The following is a 16137-nucleotide window of genomic DNA, read 5'->3' on the forward strand; positions in this document are numbered from 1 at the left end:
GTCGGCCTCTTCCGGTTCGGTGTCGTGGGCTACGTCGGAGCCGCACCGCACTTCCGGACGGGTTCGGGCCGGGCTCAGGGCAGTTCAGCGAAGGAACTCCAGGACCGCGGCGGTGAACTGCGACAGCGCGGTGCTGTGGATGCGGTGGCCGACCGGGATCGTGACCAGCCGGGCGTCCGGGATCGCCGCCGCCACCGCCCGCAGCCGGGCGGGCGGGATGTGGCTTCTCGGACCTCCCGACAGCACCAATGCCGGGGCCTCGATCTTCGCCAGACCGTCCCACCAGCCGGGGTCGGGCTCGCGCAGTCGCGCGATGGCCGACATCAGCGCGTGGCGGTCGAAGCGCCGCCGCGGGGACAGACCGCCGGCCAGACCGGACAGCGCCAGCCGGGCGCGGGAGAAGCCGCCGGGCGTGCCGGCGCGGGGCGGGGCCGGCGGATCCTCGAGCACCAGCCGGGACACCCGGCCCGGGTGGCGCTGGGCGATCAGCGACGCCGTGTGGGCGCCCAGGGAGTGCCCGACCAGCACGGCCGGGCCGTGCTCGTCGCACCCGAGCTCGTCGAGCAGCTCGACCACGTCGTCGGCATAGCCCTCCAGGGTGTACTCCGGGCAGCGCGGGCTGTCGCCGTGACCGCGCAGGTCGGGGGCGACGACGCGCCAGCCGGAGATCGAGCGTGTGAACGCGTCCCAGGTCGCACGGCCGCTGCCGCCGCCGTGCAGCAGGATCATGAGCGGGCCGGCGCCCGACGCGGTGCGGGCGAGTCTCATGCGCCGAGCTGGTCGGCCATGTCGTGCTTCGCGCCGACGAGCTCACGCATCGGGATCGGCCGGCGGCTCGAGCTTTCGATGTCCTTGCCCTCCTTGGAGTACAACGGCGGCCAGGTGTGCAGGCCCGCGTCGAGCGGGCAGGCCGCCACCTCGTCGCGCCAGCCGGGCCAGCGCCAGCTGAGGTAGAACTGGTCGACCGCGCCGGCCAGCATCGCATACAGCCAGTCGGTGTAGCCGAGAGTGAGGTCCTCCCAGCGCAGGGTGTCCGGTGCGAAGTAGTGGATCGTGGGCACCTGAGCCGACTCGCCCTGGCTCCACACGAACTCGCCACCCATGATGTCCTGCGCGACGAGCAGCCCGGCGGGCTCGAACGCCTCGTTCACCGTGTGGATGTCGGCGAGCCGGCGCTGCGGGTCGCCGGACCCGAAGACCCGCAGCCAGCCGCCGTCGACCACCAGGCCGCCGCTGCCGTACACGAGGGCGCCGAGCCAGGACGTGGTGCCGACCTGCAGCCGGTGCAGGCAGGAGGCGGCCCGGTCGGGGTCGGTCGGCAGGATCTCGACGGCATACGGGGAGCCGGTGACGGCGGCCTCGATCTCGGCCCAGGCGGACCGGTCGTCGGAGATCAGCTCCGCCAGCGAGCGCACCCGCCAACTGTACGGCCGGGGGCCGCCCGGCACGAACGACCGAATCTCCGCTGAATGATTGTCATTCACGTTTCTCAGACTGTCGGTCAGCGGATACTGAGAGTCACTATGCCGAACATGACTCGTCGCTGGTTGATCACTGGTTGCTCCACCGGCCTGGGGCGCGCGCTGGCCGAGGCGGTGGCCGCGTCCGGGCAGCAGGTGCTGGCCACGGCGCGGCGCCCGGAGGCCCTCGAAGAGCTACGCGATCGGTACCCGGGCAACCTCGCCACCTGCGTACTCGACGTACGCGACCCCGACGACTGCCACAACGCGTTGCACGCCGCGCTGGCCCGCTACGGCGGCGTGGACGTGCTCGTGAACAACGCCGGCGCCGGCCACTTCGGCGCCGTGGAGGAGGTCACCGACGCCGAGCTCGAGGCGCAGCTGGCGGTGCACCTCGTCGCGCCGTGGCGCCTGACCCGGATGGTGCTGCCGCTGATGCGTGCCCAGGGCTTCGGCGACATCGTGATGGTCTCCTCGACGGCGGGGCGGATGGCGTACCCCGGCCTGGGCGCGTTCGCGGCCGCGAAGTACGCGCTCGAGGGCATGGTCGAGACGCTCGCGCTGGAGCTGGCCGGCACCGGGGTGCACGTGATGGCGGTCGAGCCGGGCAGGTACGCGACCGAGTGGGGGGCGTCGCTGACGGAGTCGGCGGAGCACGTGCCGGCGTACGCGGCGGTCCTCGAGCCCATGCGCGCCGGCCTGCGGGCGCTGAAGTCGCTGCCGGTGGCGAGCCCGCCCGAGCTGTTCGCCGCCGAGCTGATGCGGCTGATCGTGTCGGAGGAGCGGCCGGTGCGCACGCCCGTCGGCGAGGACGCGTGGAGGGTGCTGCTGGACGCGGCGCAGCGCGACTACACGGCGTTGCTCAACGCGCGCCAGGTGCCGGCGGCGGTCTGATCAGGCGGCTGTGACCAGGTCGGCGCGCAGCGCGGACAGCTCGTCGGCGCTCAGCCCGTGCTCGCGCGCCCACCCCTCCATGCCGCCCCACCGCTCGCGCACCAGCTCGAGCGTCCGGATCATGAGCGCGGCCTGGGGCTCCCACACCGGCACCGACGCGGGCCGCGGCGGCAGCCCCAGGCGATCCACGACCACGGCCACCCGCTCGTTGATCGCCGGCATGGCGGCCGCCGTCGCGGCGTAGTCGGCCGCGATCGCCTCCTCCGGCACACCGAGCAGGCCCAGGACCACCGCGGCCAGCACGCCGGTGCGGTCGCAGCCCGCCTCGCAATGGAAGACCGCCGGAAGGGTGCCGGCGCAGGTCAGGTGGCGCACGGTGCGGGCCAGCACCGGCCCCTTCTCCGTGAGCATCGCCACATAGTGCCCGACGAGGTCGGCGGCGCCACTGACGTCGGCGATCGGCGCCGAGTAGTAGCCGACCCCCGCCCAGGACAGCGGGCCCCGGCCGAGCTGCTCGACCTCGTACTCGCCGCGCAGGTCGATCACCGTGGACAGGCCGAGGTCGTGCACCAGGCGCTCGGCGTCGGCCGGCGTCGCGTAGGCGAGCGAGTCGCTGCGGAACAGCAGGCCGGGCCGCACGGTGCCGCCGTCCGCGGGCAGGCCGCCGAGGTCGCGGAAGTTGACCAGCCCCTCGAGCTTTCCGGCGACCGGCCGCCGGCGGCGCCACCATCTCACCAGATGAGGTCCTTCACCCAGTGGTAGAAGGAGATGAACCAGCCCACCTCGCGCAGGTAGGCGATGCCGGCCGCGGCCAGGAACAGCCCGGTGAGCGCGTGGGCGCCCTTGGCCGTGCGGCGCGGGCGGCCGAGGCGCTGCTCGATGATGAGCCGGCCGAGCAGGCGGGCCAGGGCGAACACACCGACGGCGACGCCGAGGACGACCAGGAACGCGATGAACGGGCCGGTCAGGCGGCCCTCGCTGCTGAGCGCCCACAGGCCCCAGCAGACGAAGGCGATGGCCGCGCCGGTGCCGGTGAACTCCCAGCCGATCTTCAGCTGGCGGGCGCGCTCGCCACGCGGCGGCGTGTACCGCGGGTGGTGGTCCTCCTCCGGCTCAATGGGCATCATGCCGGTCGGGTCGGGCGCCGGCCGCGGGATGACCTTGGCCCGGCCGCGCATCTGCGGCACGCCCTCGGCGTTGACCGCGACCCCGCCGGACGAGACGGGCACGCCCGACACCGGCTGGTCGGACACCGGTGGCATGAAGACCGGCGGTGCCGAGACGGGCGGGCTCGAAACCGGGGGAAGCGGCTGGAACGCCGTGGCCGAGTTGACGGGTGAGGTCACCGCGCGCAGCGCCACCAGTTCCCGCTCCAGACGCTCGATGCGCTGGTACGCGTCGGTCTCCGTGCCGCTGATCGCCGGGCGGGCCCGGCCGACCGCGCGGCCGTTCTCGGTCGTCTCGGTCTCGTGCCAGTCGCAGCCGACGTCGGGCAGGCTGCCACTGGCGACAGCCCGGCGGACCAGCTCGGCCAGGCCGCTCAGCCAGGACTGCAGCTCCCGGGTCTCCGGGCGGTCGGCGGGCCGGTCGGCCAGCGGCGCGTGCAGGTGGTCGCGCAGCGCCGGGATGCGCTCCAGCAGCGGATGGCGGCGCAGCACGTTCCACGGCGGCGGCGACGCGTCGGGCGCGCCGTACTGGTCGCTGCGGCCGTCGACGCGAGGGTAGGCGCCGGTGACCATGAAGTACGCCACCGCGCCGTAGCCGTGCACGTCGTACGCCGGGCCGACGTGCTTCACGCCGCCGAACGCCTCGGGGCCGCCCGACTCCGGCGTGTAGGCGATCTGGGTGATCTCCTCCTCGCGGAAGTACCGTGCGCCGGTGAAGTCGATCAGGCGGATCTCGCCGGTGGCGAGCACCATCACGTTGGACGGCTTCACGTCCATGTGCAGCACCGGCGTCGCGCCGCTCTCCTGCGGGTCGTGCAGATGCCGCAGTACCACGGCCAGGGTCTTCAACGCCGAGACGGCGTTGAGCCGGCGCCCTCCCGCGGCGGCCGACCGCTGCGTCACGTATTCACGCAGGTTGACGCCGTGCAGGTAGTCGTACACCTGATACGGCACCGCGTCGCCGGGCGCCGGGCGCTCGCCCGGGCGGTGCGGCGGCGGGCCGTAGAAGCCGTCGGCGCGCCGGCAGATGCCCGGAACGCCCCGGTTGTTGAGATCCATGAGCGCGGCGTCGCCCTTGTCCCACGACCGCAGCTCGTCGGCGATCGGCCGCTGCGGGTCGACGCGGAAGACCTTGACCGTCATCGGCGCCGAGGTCACGCCGCCGCAGATGCGCACGGCGCGGTAGACGTCCGCCTGTCCGCCGGAGCCCAGGTGAGCCACCAGCCGATACCGCTGGAACGTCTCCGGCAAAGGGCTCGCGGGACCGCAGACCAGGTCCAGCAACGCACCCTGCGTCATCGTGCCACTCCCCCCAGCAATGTCGTACCCCCCATACGGTTTCGAGAGTAACGAGCGCGCAAATCGGTCGCGCTCAGTGGCGGTCACGGGGTAGACACGACGGGATGAGCGAGTATCTGCTGCGCACCGCGACCGACGGCGACTTCGACGCACTGGCCCGCCTGATCCGCGACGCGTTCGGCGGCACCATCGCCCCCGACCCCGCCGACAGCGTCCGCACCGTCATCGAGCCGGCCCGGACCCACGTCGTCGAGCACGGCGGGCAGCTGGTGGGCACCGCCGGGATCCTCACCCGCGATCTCGCCGTGCCGGGTGGCGTGCTGCCGGCAGCGCACGTCACCGGCGTCGCCGTGAACGCCGCGCACACCCGCCGCGGGCTGCTGCGCCGCATGATCACCGAGCAGTTGCACACCGCGCCGGAGGCCGTGGCCGTGCTGTGGGCCTCCGAGGGTCGCATCTACCAGCGCTTCGGCTACGGCCTGGCGTCACGGAACCTGGCCATCCGCGCCGACCGGCGTGAGGTGTCGGTGCTCGCGCCGCCCGCGCCGGGCAACCTGCGCGCCGCGGTTCCCGCCGACGCCATCGCGGAGCTTTCCCAGGTGTACTCCCGGGTGCTCCCGGCCCGCCCGGGCTGGTCGAGCCGCAACGAGACCTGGTGGAAGCACCTCACCAGCGACCCGCCGGCCAATCGGGAGGGGCGCACCGCGGAGCGCGCGGTGATCTTCGAGAACCCGGACGGCGTCGTGGACGGCTACGCCCGCTACCGCATGACGCCCGGCTGGGACGACAACGGCCCGAAGCAGGAGGTCAACGTCACCGAGGTGGTCGCCGCCACGCCCACCGCGTATGCCGAGCTGTACCGGTTCCTGCTGCGCATCGACCTGTCCCGCACCCTGGCGCAGGGCCTGAGCAGCGTCGACGAGCCGCTGTTCTACCTGGTCGACGAGCCGCGCCGGCTCGGCGGCAAGGTCGGCGACGGGCTCTGGGTGCGCATCATCGACCTGCACCGTGCGCTGACCGCCCGGCGCTACGCGGCCCCGGTCGACGTCGTCCTCGAGGTCACCGACGGCCTGCTCGAGGCGAACGCGGGCCGGTGGCGCCTGCGCGCCGGTGCCGGCGGAGCGCTGGTGACCTGCACCCGGGCCGACGGCGAGCCCGACTTCAGCCTGGACATCGCCGATGTGGGCGCCGCCTACCTGGGCGGGACCCCGCTCGGCGCCCTGCACCAGGCCGGCCGCATCCGGGAACACCGCCCGGGCGCCGTGGCCGCGACGAGCACCGCTTTCGGCTGGCCCGTCGCGCCGAACTCGATCGAGATCTTCTGATCCATCCGCGGCGGCGCCGGAGGCGGTACTGTCGGGCGCATGGGTGGGATCCAGCGCCGGAGGCGCCGCATGCGGCAACATCAGCCGGTGACCCCGCCCGCTCCCGCGCCGGCTCCGCCGCACTCGGAAGATGTTGCCCCTGATCCTGCCCTGGACGCCGTCCCCGGCGTCCAGGCCGACGTCCAGGCCAAGGTCGACCGTGACGCCGGGACTGAGGCCGGTCCCGGAGGCGGTGCCGACGCCGAGGTCGTTCCCCCCGGGTCCGTCGCCCCCAGGCCCGTGCCCCGCCCCTCGCCGCACCACCTGGCGGAGCTGTCGGGCACGTTCGCGATGACCGCGAGCGTGCACGACCCGGAGCCGGCCGCCCCCGAGCCGGTCCATGAGGACGACCATCCCGGCGACCACCACCACCATCACCACCACGACACGCATCACCACCATCATCATCATCACGATGAGGTCGTGTCCGAGCGCGGCCTGCGCGGCCTGGTGGGCGGCGGCGCGTCCCAGGTGAGCGTGTCGTCGGCGATGCGCGCCCGCGACGCGGCCCGCCCGACCGGCGACGACCTCGCCGCCGCCGAGCGCGACCTGCAGATCATCCGCCGTGGCTGGGTGCCACGCGAGGAACTGACCCGTCCGGGCCGCCGCTCGCCCACGAGTTGAACACCAGGTAGTCGTTCGCTCTCGGTATGCGATTGGTCCGTACGACGGATTTGTCGTCCGTCAATCTGCCCCTTACGGTGGCTGACGCCTGCTGTCGCAGCCGGAAGAGGTCCCCGTTGTTCGTACCGCACTGGATTCGCCGGAAGATCGTCCTGCCTGCCGTCGCCGGCGTCGTCCTCGGAGCGGCCAACGTTCCTATTCTGTATTCGGCCACCGTCGATTGGCTCCACGAACACGAGATCAATAGCTCGGACTACAAGTACGCCAACGGCTACTGGCAGGTTGTCGAGTTACCCAAGGGCCAGCGAGTCAACGCGATCCACGCGGCGCTGCTCCCGTCCGGCCGAATTCTGCTCATCGCCGGCTCCGGCAACGACCGCGAGCAGTTCCAGGCGGGCACGTTCAAGACGCTGATCTTCGACCCGGTCAACGGCCGGACGACGCTGGTGCCGACCCCGACCGACCTGTTCTGCGCCGGGCACGCCTACCTGCCCGACGGCAAGCTGCTCGTGGCCGGCGGCACCCTGCGATACGAGATGCTCAAGACCGACGTCAAGCGCGCGGGCGGCACGGTGACCGTGAAGAACGAGTCGCCCGACGCACCGCACACGTTCCCCAAGGGGACGGTCCTCGTCGGGAAGAACGGGCGCAAGTATCTCCTCGGCGACGAGGTCACCGTCCCGGCCGCGACCAAGGTCGTCCAACCGCCACACCGCCCCGGCGGAACCCCCGGCGTCGTCATCACGGCCGGCGAGGCGCGGGTCTGGGCCGACGCCGCCGCCGACGGCAAGGAATACGTGGTCGACCATCAGACGCAGTACGAGATCGAGGGCCTCTCCGGCGCCGACCAGCACAACATCTACGCGATGGCCGACAAGATCACCATAGATCAGCAGGACTTCCAGGGCCGCAAGGAGACCTACGAGTTCAACCCGGTCACCGAGCAGTACGAGCGCGTCGCCGACATGCACGAGAAGCGCTGGTATCCGACCCTGACCGGCCTGCCCGACGGCTCCGTCCTGGCCGTCTCCGGCCTCGACGGCGGCGGCCAGGTCGTCGACGGCTCGCAGAACGAGATCTACGACCCGAAGACGAAGACGTGGACGGTCCGCAAGGACCTGAACAGGTACTTCCCGACGTATCCGGCGCTGTTCCAGACCGATCGCGACGGTGTGCTCTTCTTCTCCGGCTCGAACGCCGGCTACGGCCCCGCCGACAAGGGCCGCGATCCCGGCCTGTGGAACCTCGCCGACAACAGCTTCCAGAAGGTGCCCGGCATCCGCGACCCCGACGTGCTGGAGACCAGCATGTCGGCGTGGGCCGGCCCGGTGCAGAACCAGACCGTGATGGTCGTCGGCGGCGGTGGGATCGGCGAGTCCGCGCGGTCGACCGGCCGCATCGACATCGTCAGGCTCAAGGGCGACAACCCGCGCTTCGAGCCGGGCCCGAGCCTGCCGGAGGGCACGCGCTACCCGAACCTGGTCCAACTGCCGGACGACACCGTGCTGATCACGAACGGCGCGTCCGACTACCGCGGCCGCTTCGGCAGCGACAACCACAACGCGCGGATCTACCACCCGGGCACCAACACGCTCACGTATGCCGCCGACCCCCGCGTGGGCCGCAACTACCACAGCGCCGCCGTCCTGCTCCCCGACGGCCGCGTGCTCACGGTTGGCTCGGACCCACTCTTCCGCGACGAGAAGAACACCATCTCCGGCACGTTCGAGCAGCGCCTGGAGATCTACACGCCGCCGTATCTGTTCCGCGGCCCCCGCCCGACGATCGGCGGTGGCCCGGCAACCTTGGCCGCGGGCCGGCAGGCCACGTACACAACGGCCGCCCCGAGGGAGATCGCCGCGGTCCGCCTGATCCGCCCGAGCGCAGCCACCCACATGCTCAACACGGAGCAGCGCTCCCTGATCCTGGACTTCAAGACCTCGTCGAACGCGGTGACGGTGACGCTCCCGTCGTCCCCCGCCCTGATGCCCCCCGGGCCGTACATGCTGTTCGTCATCAACAAGGACGGCGTCCCCTCAGAGGCCAAGTGGGTCACGGTCTCCTGAGGTTTGCCGCGTGCTCGGAGGCTCTCAAGTTCTGGAGACGCTCGCTACCTCCCAGCGGTCGTCGATCGGTTCGCGGGTGACCAGGCAGGTGAAGTGCTGACCGCCGGCCTCTGTGTCGACAAGGAAGCCATCGTCGCCGGTGCGGGCAACGGACTCGACCCTTGCCGTCGAGTTGGTCTGCGTGCGGACTGCCGTCGTGCACAGGCCGCGCACGGCACGCTCGTCGCTGCGAGACATGAGGTAGACCGACAGGCCGGCGAGTGCGGCCAGCCCGAGGACGACCACTGTGCCCCTGCGAAGGAACGCTTTCAAGGTCTCGCCCTGTTGGCCAGCCACGGCGCCATCGATCATTCCGAGCATGCTACGCGCCGGCCGACCGGCACATGGCCCCTGCGTCAACTCGGTGGCGCGACCGGCCCGCGGCGCTGACCTGTGCGGGTGATCTGTACCCGCTGCCCGGGGCGTAGCGTCGTTGTGAGGGTGGAACCACCGAGAGTGCTGGTCGGCGACTGGCCTGGAAACCGATCCGCTCTATCCCGCCCCATTCATGTGAATACGACGGATTCGCGGACGAAGCGGACATACTTCGTCATGTGTGCGGCTGATACGGCCTGATCAGGACGGCTGGACGGCCGGCGCAGAAGGCGTCGCGCATTGGCACGACGGGTAAGACCGAGATCGGCAAACCCTAGAGGCAGGTGGTCTGACCTGCGAAGAAGGGTGAGAGCGGGCGAGGAGAATCGAACTCCCACCGTCAGTTTGGAAGACTGAAGCTCTGCCATTGAGCTACGCCCGCATGCGCCCGGCGGCACCGGGTGCGCGTATAGCGTACCGAATCCAGCTTCCCGGCGTCGTGCTCGGGGGTCCGCGGTGTGCGACACCGGCATACCGAGCGGCGCGCTGCCCAGCGGAGCGCATACACTTGCCGACGCACACCACCGGGGTGTAGCGCAGTTTGGTAGCGCACTCGCTTTGGGAGCGAGGGGCCGTGGGTTCAAATCCCGCCACCCCGACCGGGAACACGCAGCCGTCAGTCCACACAGCCGTAGCAACGAGGGAGAAAGTTCTGTGAAGAGCACCGTCGAGACCCTGAGCCCGACTCGCGTGCGGCTCGAAATCGAGGTGCCGTTCGCCGAGCTGGAGCCGAGCCTCAAGAAGGCCTATCGCGAGATCGGCTCGCAGGTCAACATCCCCGGGTTCCGTCGCGGCAAGGTGCCCTCGGCGGTCATCGACCAGCGGGTGGGGCGCGGTGCGGTCCTCAACGAGGCCGTGCAGGAGGTCATCCCGACCCAGATCCTGGCCGCGGTGCGCGAGCACGAGGTCAAGACGCTGGGGCGGCCCGAGGTGGAGATCACCGAGTTCGCCGATGGCCAGCCGTTGAAGTTCACGGCCGACGTGGACGTGCGGCCGGAGATCACCCTGCCCGACCTGAGCGAGATCCAGGTGAGCGTCGACACGCTGGTCGTGAGCGACGACGACGTCGAGGAGCAGCTCAAGGGGCTGCGCGACCGGTTCGCCACGCTGAAGACCGTCGAGCGCACGGCGCTGGTCGGCGACTACGTCCAGATCGACCTGGTCGCGACCGTCGACGGTGAAGAGGTGCCGGGCGGCAGCGCGACCAACGTCTCGCACGAGGTCGGCAGCGGTCAGCTCGTGCCGGGCCTCGACGACGTGCTGGTCGGCATGGGCGCCGGCGACTCGACCACGTTCACCACGCAGCTGGTCGGCGGCGACCTCGAGGGGCGCGACGCCGAGGTGTCGGTCGCCGTGAAGTCGGTGAAGGACAAGCAGCTGCCCGATGTCGACGACGAGTTCGCCCAGCTGGCGAGCGAGTTCGACACCCTGGAGGAGCTCAAGGGTGACCTGCTCACCCGGCTCACCCGGGTGAAGCGGATGGAGCAGCTGTACTCGGCCCGTGACCTCGCCCTCAAGGCGCTCATCGACGCGACCGACGTCCTCGCCCCCGAGGGCGTGGTGAAGGAGGAGGTCGAGTCGCGCAAGGAGTCGATGAACGACCAGCTGCAGCGCATCGGCGCGTCGTTCGAGGACTACCTGCAGACCGAGGGCAAGACCGAGGAGGAGATGGACGCCGAGCTCAACGAGGCGGCCGTCGAGGGCGTGAAGGTCCAGCTGGTGCTCGACACCCTGGCCGACGCCGAGAACATCCAGGTCAGCGACGACGAGTTCGGGCACGAGATCGTGCACCGGGCGCAGCGGGCGGGCATGGGCCCCCAGCAGTACTACGACCAGCTGGTCCAGGCCGGCGTGGCCGGCGCGGTCTTCGGCGACGTGCGCCGCGGCAAGGCACTCGGCGTGGTGCTGGAGCGGGTGAAGATCGTCGACGGCGACGGCAACGCGCTGAGCCTCGACGACCTGCGCGGCGCCGTCGACGACCACGAGGGTCACGATCACGGCGACCACGAGGGCCACGACCACTAACGTTGAGGCCGGGGCAAAAGCCCCGGCCTTCACCACGGTGCGCTCATAGCGAAATGCGGTCAGCACAGGAAGCCGCCGCTCCCCGCACCGGTTAGGGTCGGCAAGTACAAGACTCTTGCGAAGGGCTGCCATGACCGACCTGCATATTCCAGCGTCGCCAGTCAGTCCCGCGCCCAGCGGGCGCGGTCGGGGCGCGGACACGAGCCTGACGCTCGACGACTCGGTGTTCAACCGGCTGCTCAAGGAACGGATCATCTTCCTGGGCAGCGAGGTCAACGATCAGGTTGCCAACCGGATCTGCGCCCAGATGCTGTTGCTCGCCGCCGAGGACGAGGAGCGGGACATCTGGCTGTATATCAACTCGCCCGGTGGCTCCGTCTACTCGGGCATGGCGATTTACGACATCATGCAGTTCGTCTCGAACGACGTGGCGACTGTTGCGATGGGCATGGCCGCCTCGATGGGCCAGCTGCTGTTGTGCGCCGGTGCGCCGGGCAAGCGCATGGCGCTGCCGCACGCGCGGATCATGATGCACCAGCCGTCCGGCGGCATCGGGGGCACGGCCTCCGACATCGCCATCCAGGCCGAGCAGATGCTCTACACCAAGCGCATGTTCCAGGAGCGGGTGTCGTTCCACACGGGGCAGTCGCTCGAGCAGATCGAGGCCGACTCCGACCGTGACCGCTGGTTCACCGCCGATGAGGCGCGGGACTACGGCTTCATCGACAAGGTGATCACCGGGGCCCAGCAGGCTCCGGAAGGCGCCGGAACACTGGCCTGAGGAGCGAAGCCATGACCGATCTGAGCCTGCCCCCGGCGCTGCGCGAGGTGCACAACCGTTACATCCTGCCGTCGTATGTCGAGCGGACGTCGTATGGCATCAAGGAGACCAACCCGTACAACAAGCTGTTCGAGGACCGGATCATCTTCCTCGGCGTGCAGATCGACGACGCGTCCGCCAACGACGTGATGGCGCAGCTGCTGACGCTGGAGAGCAACGAGCCGGACCGCGACATCATCGTCTACATCAACTCGCCGGGTGGCTCGTTCACGGCCATGACGGCGATCTACGACACGATGACCTACGTCCGGCCGGACATCCAGACCGTGTGCCTGGGCCAGGCGGCGAGCGCGGCGGCGGTGCTGCTCGCGGCGGGCACCCCGGGTAAGCGGCTGGCGCTGCCCAACTCGCGCATCATCATCCACCAGCCGGCCACCGAGGGCGGTTACGGGCAGGGCTCGGACATCGAGATCCAGGCTCGGGAGATCATGCGGATGCGGACCCAGCTCGAGGAGATGGTGTCGCGCCACTCCGGCCAGCCGGTGGAGAAGGTCCGCAAGGACATCGACCGGGACAAGATCCTGACGGCCGAGGAGGCCAAGGAGTACGGCCTGGTCGACAACATTCTGGTCAGCCGCAAGAAGTCCAGCCTGGTGGCCTCGGGCAGCTGACGCGCCGGGCAACACTCTCATCGGCTCGCCCAACCTCTCCGGTTCGGCGAGCCGATGAGGTTCCGACTTCACGCGAAAAAGTGACCTGTCGGGCGCCTGGGGGAAAGACACCCCCGCGTAGGGGGTCGGAATACGGGCGACCACCAGGTAACGTCGAGGCAGTAGCCAGCGCGGGCGCCAGCCGCCCGCGCACGGCAGGGATGCGATCCGGACGTAGGGTCCGGCCGAAGGCAGGGAGATCGTAGGTGGCACGGATCGGCGACGGTGGCGACCTACTGAAATGCTCCTTCTGCGGCAAGTCGCAGAAGCAGGTGAAGAAGCTGATCGCCGGTCCCGGCGTCTACATCTGTGACGAGTGCATCGATCTCTGCAACGAGATCATCGAGGAAGAGCTCGCGGAGTCCGGCGACGTCAAGTTCGACGAGCTGCCCAAGCCGATGGAGATCTGCGCCTTCCTCGATCAATACGTGGTCGGCCAGGACCAGGCCAAGAAGGCCCTCGCGGTGGCGGTGTACAACCACTACAAGCGGGTCCAGGCGGAGTCCGGCGGCAGCTCCGGCGGCGACGGCGTCGAGCTGGCGAAGTCCAACATCCTGCTCATCGGCCCCACGGGCTGCGGCAAGACGCACCTGGCCCAGACGCTCGCGCGCATGCTCAACGTGCCGTTCGCGATCGCCGACGCCACGGCGCTCACCGAGGCGGGATACGTCGGCGAGGACGTCGAGAACATCCTCCTGAAGCTGATCCAGGCCGCCGACTACGACATCCGCCGGGCCGAGACCGGCATCGTGTATATTGACGAGGTTGACAAGATCGCCCGCAAGTCCGAGAACCCGTCGATCACGAGGGACGTCTCCGGCGAGGGCGTGCAGCAGGCGCTGCTGAAGATCATCGAGGGCACGGTCGCCAACGTCCCGCCGCAGGGCGGGCGCAAGCACCCGCACCAGGAGTTCATCCAGATCGACACGTCCAACGTGCTGTTCATCTGCGGCGGTGCCTTCGCCGGCCTGGACCGGATCGTGCAGCAGCGGGTCGGTAAGGGCGGCACGGGTTTCGGGGCCAACCTGCGCTCGATCACCGACCGGACGGCCGATGACGCGTTCTCCGACGTCATGCCCGAGGACATGCTCAAGTTCGGCCTGATCCCCGAGTTCATCGGGCGCCTGCCGGTGATCACGAGCGTCAAGAGCCTCGACCGCGACGCGCTGGTCAAGATCCTCACCGAGCCTCGCAACGCGCTGGTCCGGCAGTATCAGCGCCTGTTCGAGCTCGACGGCGTCGAGCTCGAGTTCGCGCCGGAGGCCCTCGACGCGATCGCCGACCAGGCCATCCTGCGTGGCACCGGCGCCCGCGGCCTGCGGGCGATCATGGAGGAGGTGCTCCTCTCCGTGATGTACGAGGTGCCGAGCAACCCGAACATCGCCCGGGTACTGGTCACCCGCGAGGTCGTCCTGGAGAAGGTCATCCCGACGATCGTGCCGCGGGACCTCGCCGCCCACCGCGTCGGCCGCCGCCGCGCGGACCGGGAGGAGAAGTCGGCCTGACTCCGACCAGAAGCAAGCTTCCAAGTGACCCGGGACACGGCGTCCCGGGTCACTTTGCGTCCGCTTCGGCGTGGCGCTCGACGCCGAGACGGCCGGCATGCCGTTCGTCATCGGCTGGCCGCTGACCACCGGGCCGGGTCTGCCGATCGTCTCCGATGATTTCTTACCGGGCGCTCGCCGGCGGTGCGATATCGCTCGTGGTGGCGCCCGAGCCTCCCGCGCCCTCCTTGGGCGTGCCCTGCTGTCCGGGGCCTTGTTCGGTGAGAGTCGCCGACCTGCTCGTGGCCGCGGGAGCCTTCGACGTCGCCGTCAACGCGCTCTCTTGGATGCGCCCGCTGCGGATCACCGGGCTGGGGCCGGCCGCCGTGGCCCTCGTGCTCACCGGCGGCTGAACGTAGGCTGGCCGGTATGCGCGTAGCGATGTGTCAGCTCAACGCCCGCGACGATCGGGCCGAGAACCTCCGGGTTGCCCGATCGCTGTTGCAGCGGGCCGCTGACGGGGGAGCAGACCTGGCCGTGCTGCCCGAATACGTCGACTACCTGGGCCGCGCGCGCTCGGCGCCCAAGCCCGAGCCCGTCGACGGCGAGTTCGCCGCGTTCTTCGCCGACGCCGCGCGGGAGCTCGGGATATGGGTGCACGCGGGGTCGTTCCACGAGACCGGCCCGGATGCCGAGCACACCTACAACACGTCGCTCGTCTTCGATCGATCCGGCGCCCTCGCCGCGACCTATCGCAAGATCCATCTCTATGACGTCGAGATCCCGGGCCGCGTCTCATATCGGGAATCGGCCACGGTCGCCCCTGGCGACTCGACGGAGATCGTCGATGTCGAGCGGATCCGACTGGGGCTGTCGATCTGTTACGACCTTCGGTTCCCCGAGTTGTACCGCAGATTGGCGATCGAGGGCGCGAACGTGCTCGCGGTGCCGGCGGCCTTCATGCTGCACACCGGCCGCGACCACTGGGAGGTCCTCCTGCGCGCCCGGGCCATCGAAAACCAGTGCTACGTGCTCGCCGCGGGACAGATCGGCAACCACGATCCCGATCGCACGTGCTTCGGGCGGAGCATGGTCGTCGACCCCTGGGGGACTGTCGTCGCCCAGGCGCCGGATGTCGTCGGCGTGACGTTCGCCGAGCTCGACCTCGCGCGGCTCGACGAGATCCGCGAGACGCTGCCGAGCCTCGCGAACCGCCGGCTGTAGCCCGATTTGACTCAGGCCCGGCAGGGTCCGTATGGTTCTCCAGGTCCGAGGGACTGGGCGGAAACGGCCAGTTTGTCGGATTGGTACCATCGGGCGGTGCGGGAGTGCGAGTTGGCGACCGCGAAGCCGGCCGGGTAAGGTACTCCAGCCGGTAGGGCACCGGGCGGGTTCGTGAGAGCCGGCCGGTCTACCGAAATCCCGAGCAGGACCAGCGCCGGAGACGGCGTGGTTGGCATGTGCGGGAGAAACGGCTCAGAAGGTCGAGAAGCGGAAAACGCGAACTTGACAGGACGGACCGGGCTGGTAAGGTAGGAAAGCCGGTGGCGAGCCGGGCGGGCAAGCGGGTGACGAACCCCGAAGCCGGCCGGTGCAACCGGATCTCCCGAAACAAGATCACCGGAAACGGTGAACTTGCTATGCTCGGGAAAACCGCTCGCAGTGAGAAAGTTCGGACAACGAGCTTGACAACGGCGAGCGAACTGGTAAAGTAGAGAAGTTGCCCCGGATGAGGCAAGCGAGCGATCGCGAACCTCGGCGGTGTGTGTTGGTTGTTTGAGAACTCAACAGGGTGCTTGTTAAGCCAGTGCCAAATGATTATTACCCCGTGGCATGGGCCTCTTGGAGGT

Annotated in this window: 14 protein-coding genes, 2 tRNA genes and 1 pseudogene; 11 read left to right on the top strand and 6 right to left on the bottom strand. The window is 70.0% G+C overall.

The features are described 5' to 3' along the window. Window positions 1-84 precede the first annotated feature (84 nt). Complete coding sequence (locus tag ABT297_RS36260) at window positions 85-768, bottom strand: alpha/beta fold hydrolase (protein WP_350557013.1); 684 nt, start codon at window positions 766-768, stop codon at window positions 85-87. After that, the gene (locus ABT297_RS36265; protein WP_350557014.1) at window positions 765-1415 is read right to left on the bottom strand and encodes a DUF2625 family protein; all 651 of its coding nucleotides are present in this window, start codon (window positions 1413-1415) and stop codon (window positions 765-767) included. Before ABT297_RS36265 ends, ABT297_RS36260 begins: the two co-directional genes overlap by 4 nt. Before the next feature lie 117 nt (window positions 1416-1532). Here ABT297_RS36265 and ABT297_RS36270 point away from each other — a divergent pair, with 117 nt between their 5' ends. Next, window positions 1533-2354, top strand: coding sequence for an SDR family oxidoreductase (locus ABT297_RS36270; protein WP_350557015.1), 822 nt, complete (start codon window positions 1533-1535; stop codon window positions 2352-2354). Here ABT297_RS36270 and ABT297_RS36275 read toward each other — a convergent pair whose 3' ends face one another. Together ABT297_RS36275 and ABT297_RS36280 are read right to left on the bottom strand one after the other, a co-directional pair. Beyond that, a complete protein-coding gene (locus ABT297_RS36275; RefSeq protein WP_350557016.1) occupies window positions 2355-3089 on the bottom strand; it encodes a tyrosine-protein phosphatase in 735 nt (244 codons plus the stop codon). After that, window positions 3086-4819, bottom strand: a complete 1734-nt coding sequence (locus tag ABT297_RS36280; protein ID WP_350557018.1) for a protein kinase domain-containing protein — start codon at window positions 4817-4819, stop codon at window positions 3086-3088. Before ABT297_RS36280 ends, ABT297_RS36275 begins: the two co-directional genes overlap by 4 nt. 104 nt (window positions 4820-4923) lie before the next feature. Here ABT297_RS36280 and ABT297_RS36285 point away from each other — a divergent pair, with 104 nt between their 5' ends. The 3 genes and pseudogenes from ABT297_RS36285 to glxA all read left to right on the top strand — a co-directional run bounded on the left by ABT297_RS36285 (window position 4924) and on the right by glxA (window position 8873). Then, window positions 4924-6144: a GNAT family N-acetyltransferase gene (locus ABT297_RS36285; protein WP_350557019.1), complete on the top strand. Its 1221-nt coding sequence runs from the start codon at window positions 4924-4926 to the stop codon at window positions 6142-6144. Window positions 6145-6609: 465 nt separating this feature from the next. Beyond that, a pseudogene (locus tag ABT297_RS43245) lies at window positions 6610-6807 on the top strand (hypothetical protein); the annotation flags it as partial. 116 nt (window positions 6808-6923) lie between these two features. After that, complete coding sequence (gene glxA / locus ABT297_RS36295) at window positions 6924-8873, top strand: radical copper oxidase GlxA (protein ID WP_350557021.1); 1950 nt, start codon at window positions 6924-6926, stop codon at window positions 8871-8873. A gap of 24 nt (window positions 8874-8897) precedes the next feature. On the opposite strand, the gene ABT297_RS36300 is transcribed toward glxA, so the two are convergent. Both ABT297_RS36300 and ABT297_RS36305 read right to left on the bottom strand, forming a co-directional pair. After that, window positions 8898-9224: a hypothetical protein gene (locus ABT297_RS36300; RefSeq protein WP_350557022.1), complete on the bottom strand. Its 327-nt coding sequence runs from the start codon at window positions 9222-9224 to the stop codon at window positions 8898-8900. A 374-nt stretch (window positions 9225-9598) separates the two neighbouring features. Next, window positions 9599-9669 (bottom strand) — tRNA-Gly (locus ABT297_RS36305). 143 nt (window positions 9670-9812) lie between these two features. Here ABT297_RS36305 and ABT297_RS36310 point away from each other — a divergent pair. The 7 genes from ABT297_RS36310 (at window position 9813) to ABT297_RS36340 (ending at window position 15511) form a co-directional block, all read left to right on the top strand. After that, window positions 9813-9886 (top strand) — tRNA-Pro (locus ABT297_RS36310). A gap of 55 nt (window positions 9887-9941) precedes the next feature. After that, window positions 9942-11312 (top strand): trigger factor, encoded by a 1371-nt coding sequence (tig, locus tag ABT297_RS36315; protein WP_350557023.1) that lies wholly within the window; start codon window positions 9942-9944, stop codon window positions 11310-11312. Window positions 11313-11442: 130 nt separating this feature from the next. Next, window positions 11443-12093 (top strand): ATP-dependent Clp protease proteolytic subunit, encoded by a 651-nt coding sequence (locus ABT297_RS36320; RefSeq protein ID WP_350557025.1) that lies wholly within the window; start codon window positions 11443-11445, stop codon window positions 12091-12093. Between the two features lie 11 nt (window positions 12094-12104). Beyond that, on the top strand, window positions 12105-12764 hold the full coding sequence (locus ABT297_RS36325; RefSeq protein WP_350557026.1) for an ATP-dependent Clp protease proteolytic subunit: 660 nt from the start codon (window positions 12105-12107) through the stop codon (window positions 12762-12764). A gap of 245 nt (window positions 12765-13009) precedes the next feature. Further along, entirely contained in the window at window positions 13010-14308 is a 1299-nt protein-coding gene (clpX, locus tag ABT297_RS36330; protein WP_350557027.1) for an ATP-dependent Clp protease ATP-binding subunit ClpX, read from the top strand. A gap of 260 nt (window positions 14309-14568) precedes the next feature. Beyond that, on the top strand, window positions 14569-14700 hold the full coding sequence (locus ABT297_RS36335; protein ID WP_350557029.1) for a hypothetical protein: 132 nt from the start codon (window positions 14569-14571) through the stop codon (window positions 14698-14700). Window positions 14701-14716: 16 nt separating this feature from the next. Continuing rightward, on the top strand, window positions 14717-15511 hold the full coding sequence (locus ABT297_RS36340) for a carbon-nitrogen hydrolase family protein (protein WP_350557030.1): 795 nt from the start codon (window positions 14717-14719) through the stop codon (window positions 15509-15511). Window positions 15512-16137 lie beyond the last annotated feature (626 nt).

Origin of the sequence: Dactylosporangium sp. NPDC000555, assembly GCF_040300025.1 — a bacterium.
Classification (GTDB): Bacteria; Actinomycetota; Actinomycetes; order Mycobacteriales; family Micromonosporaceae; genus Dactylosporangium.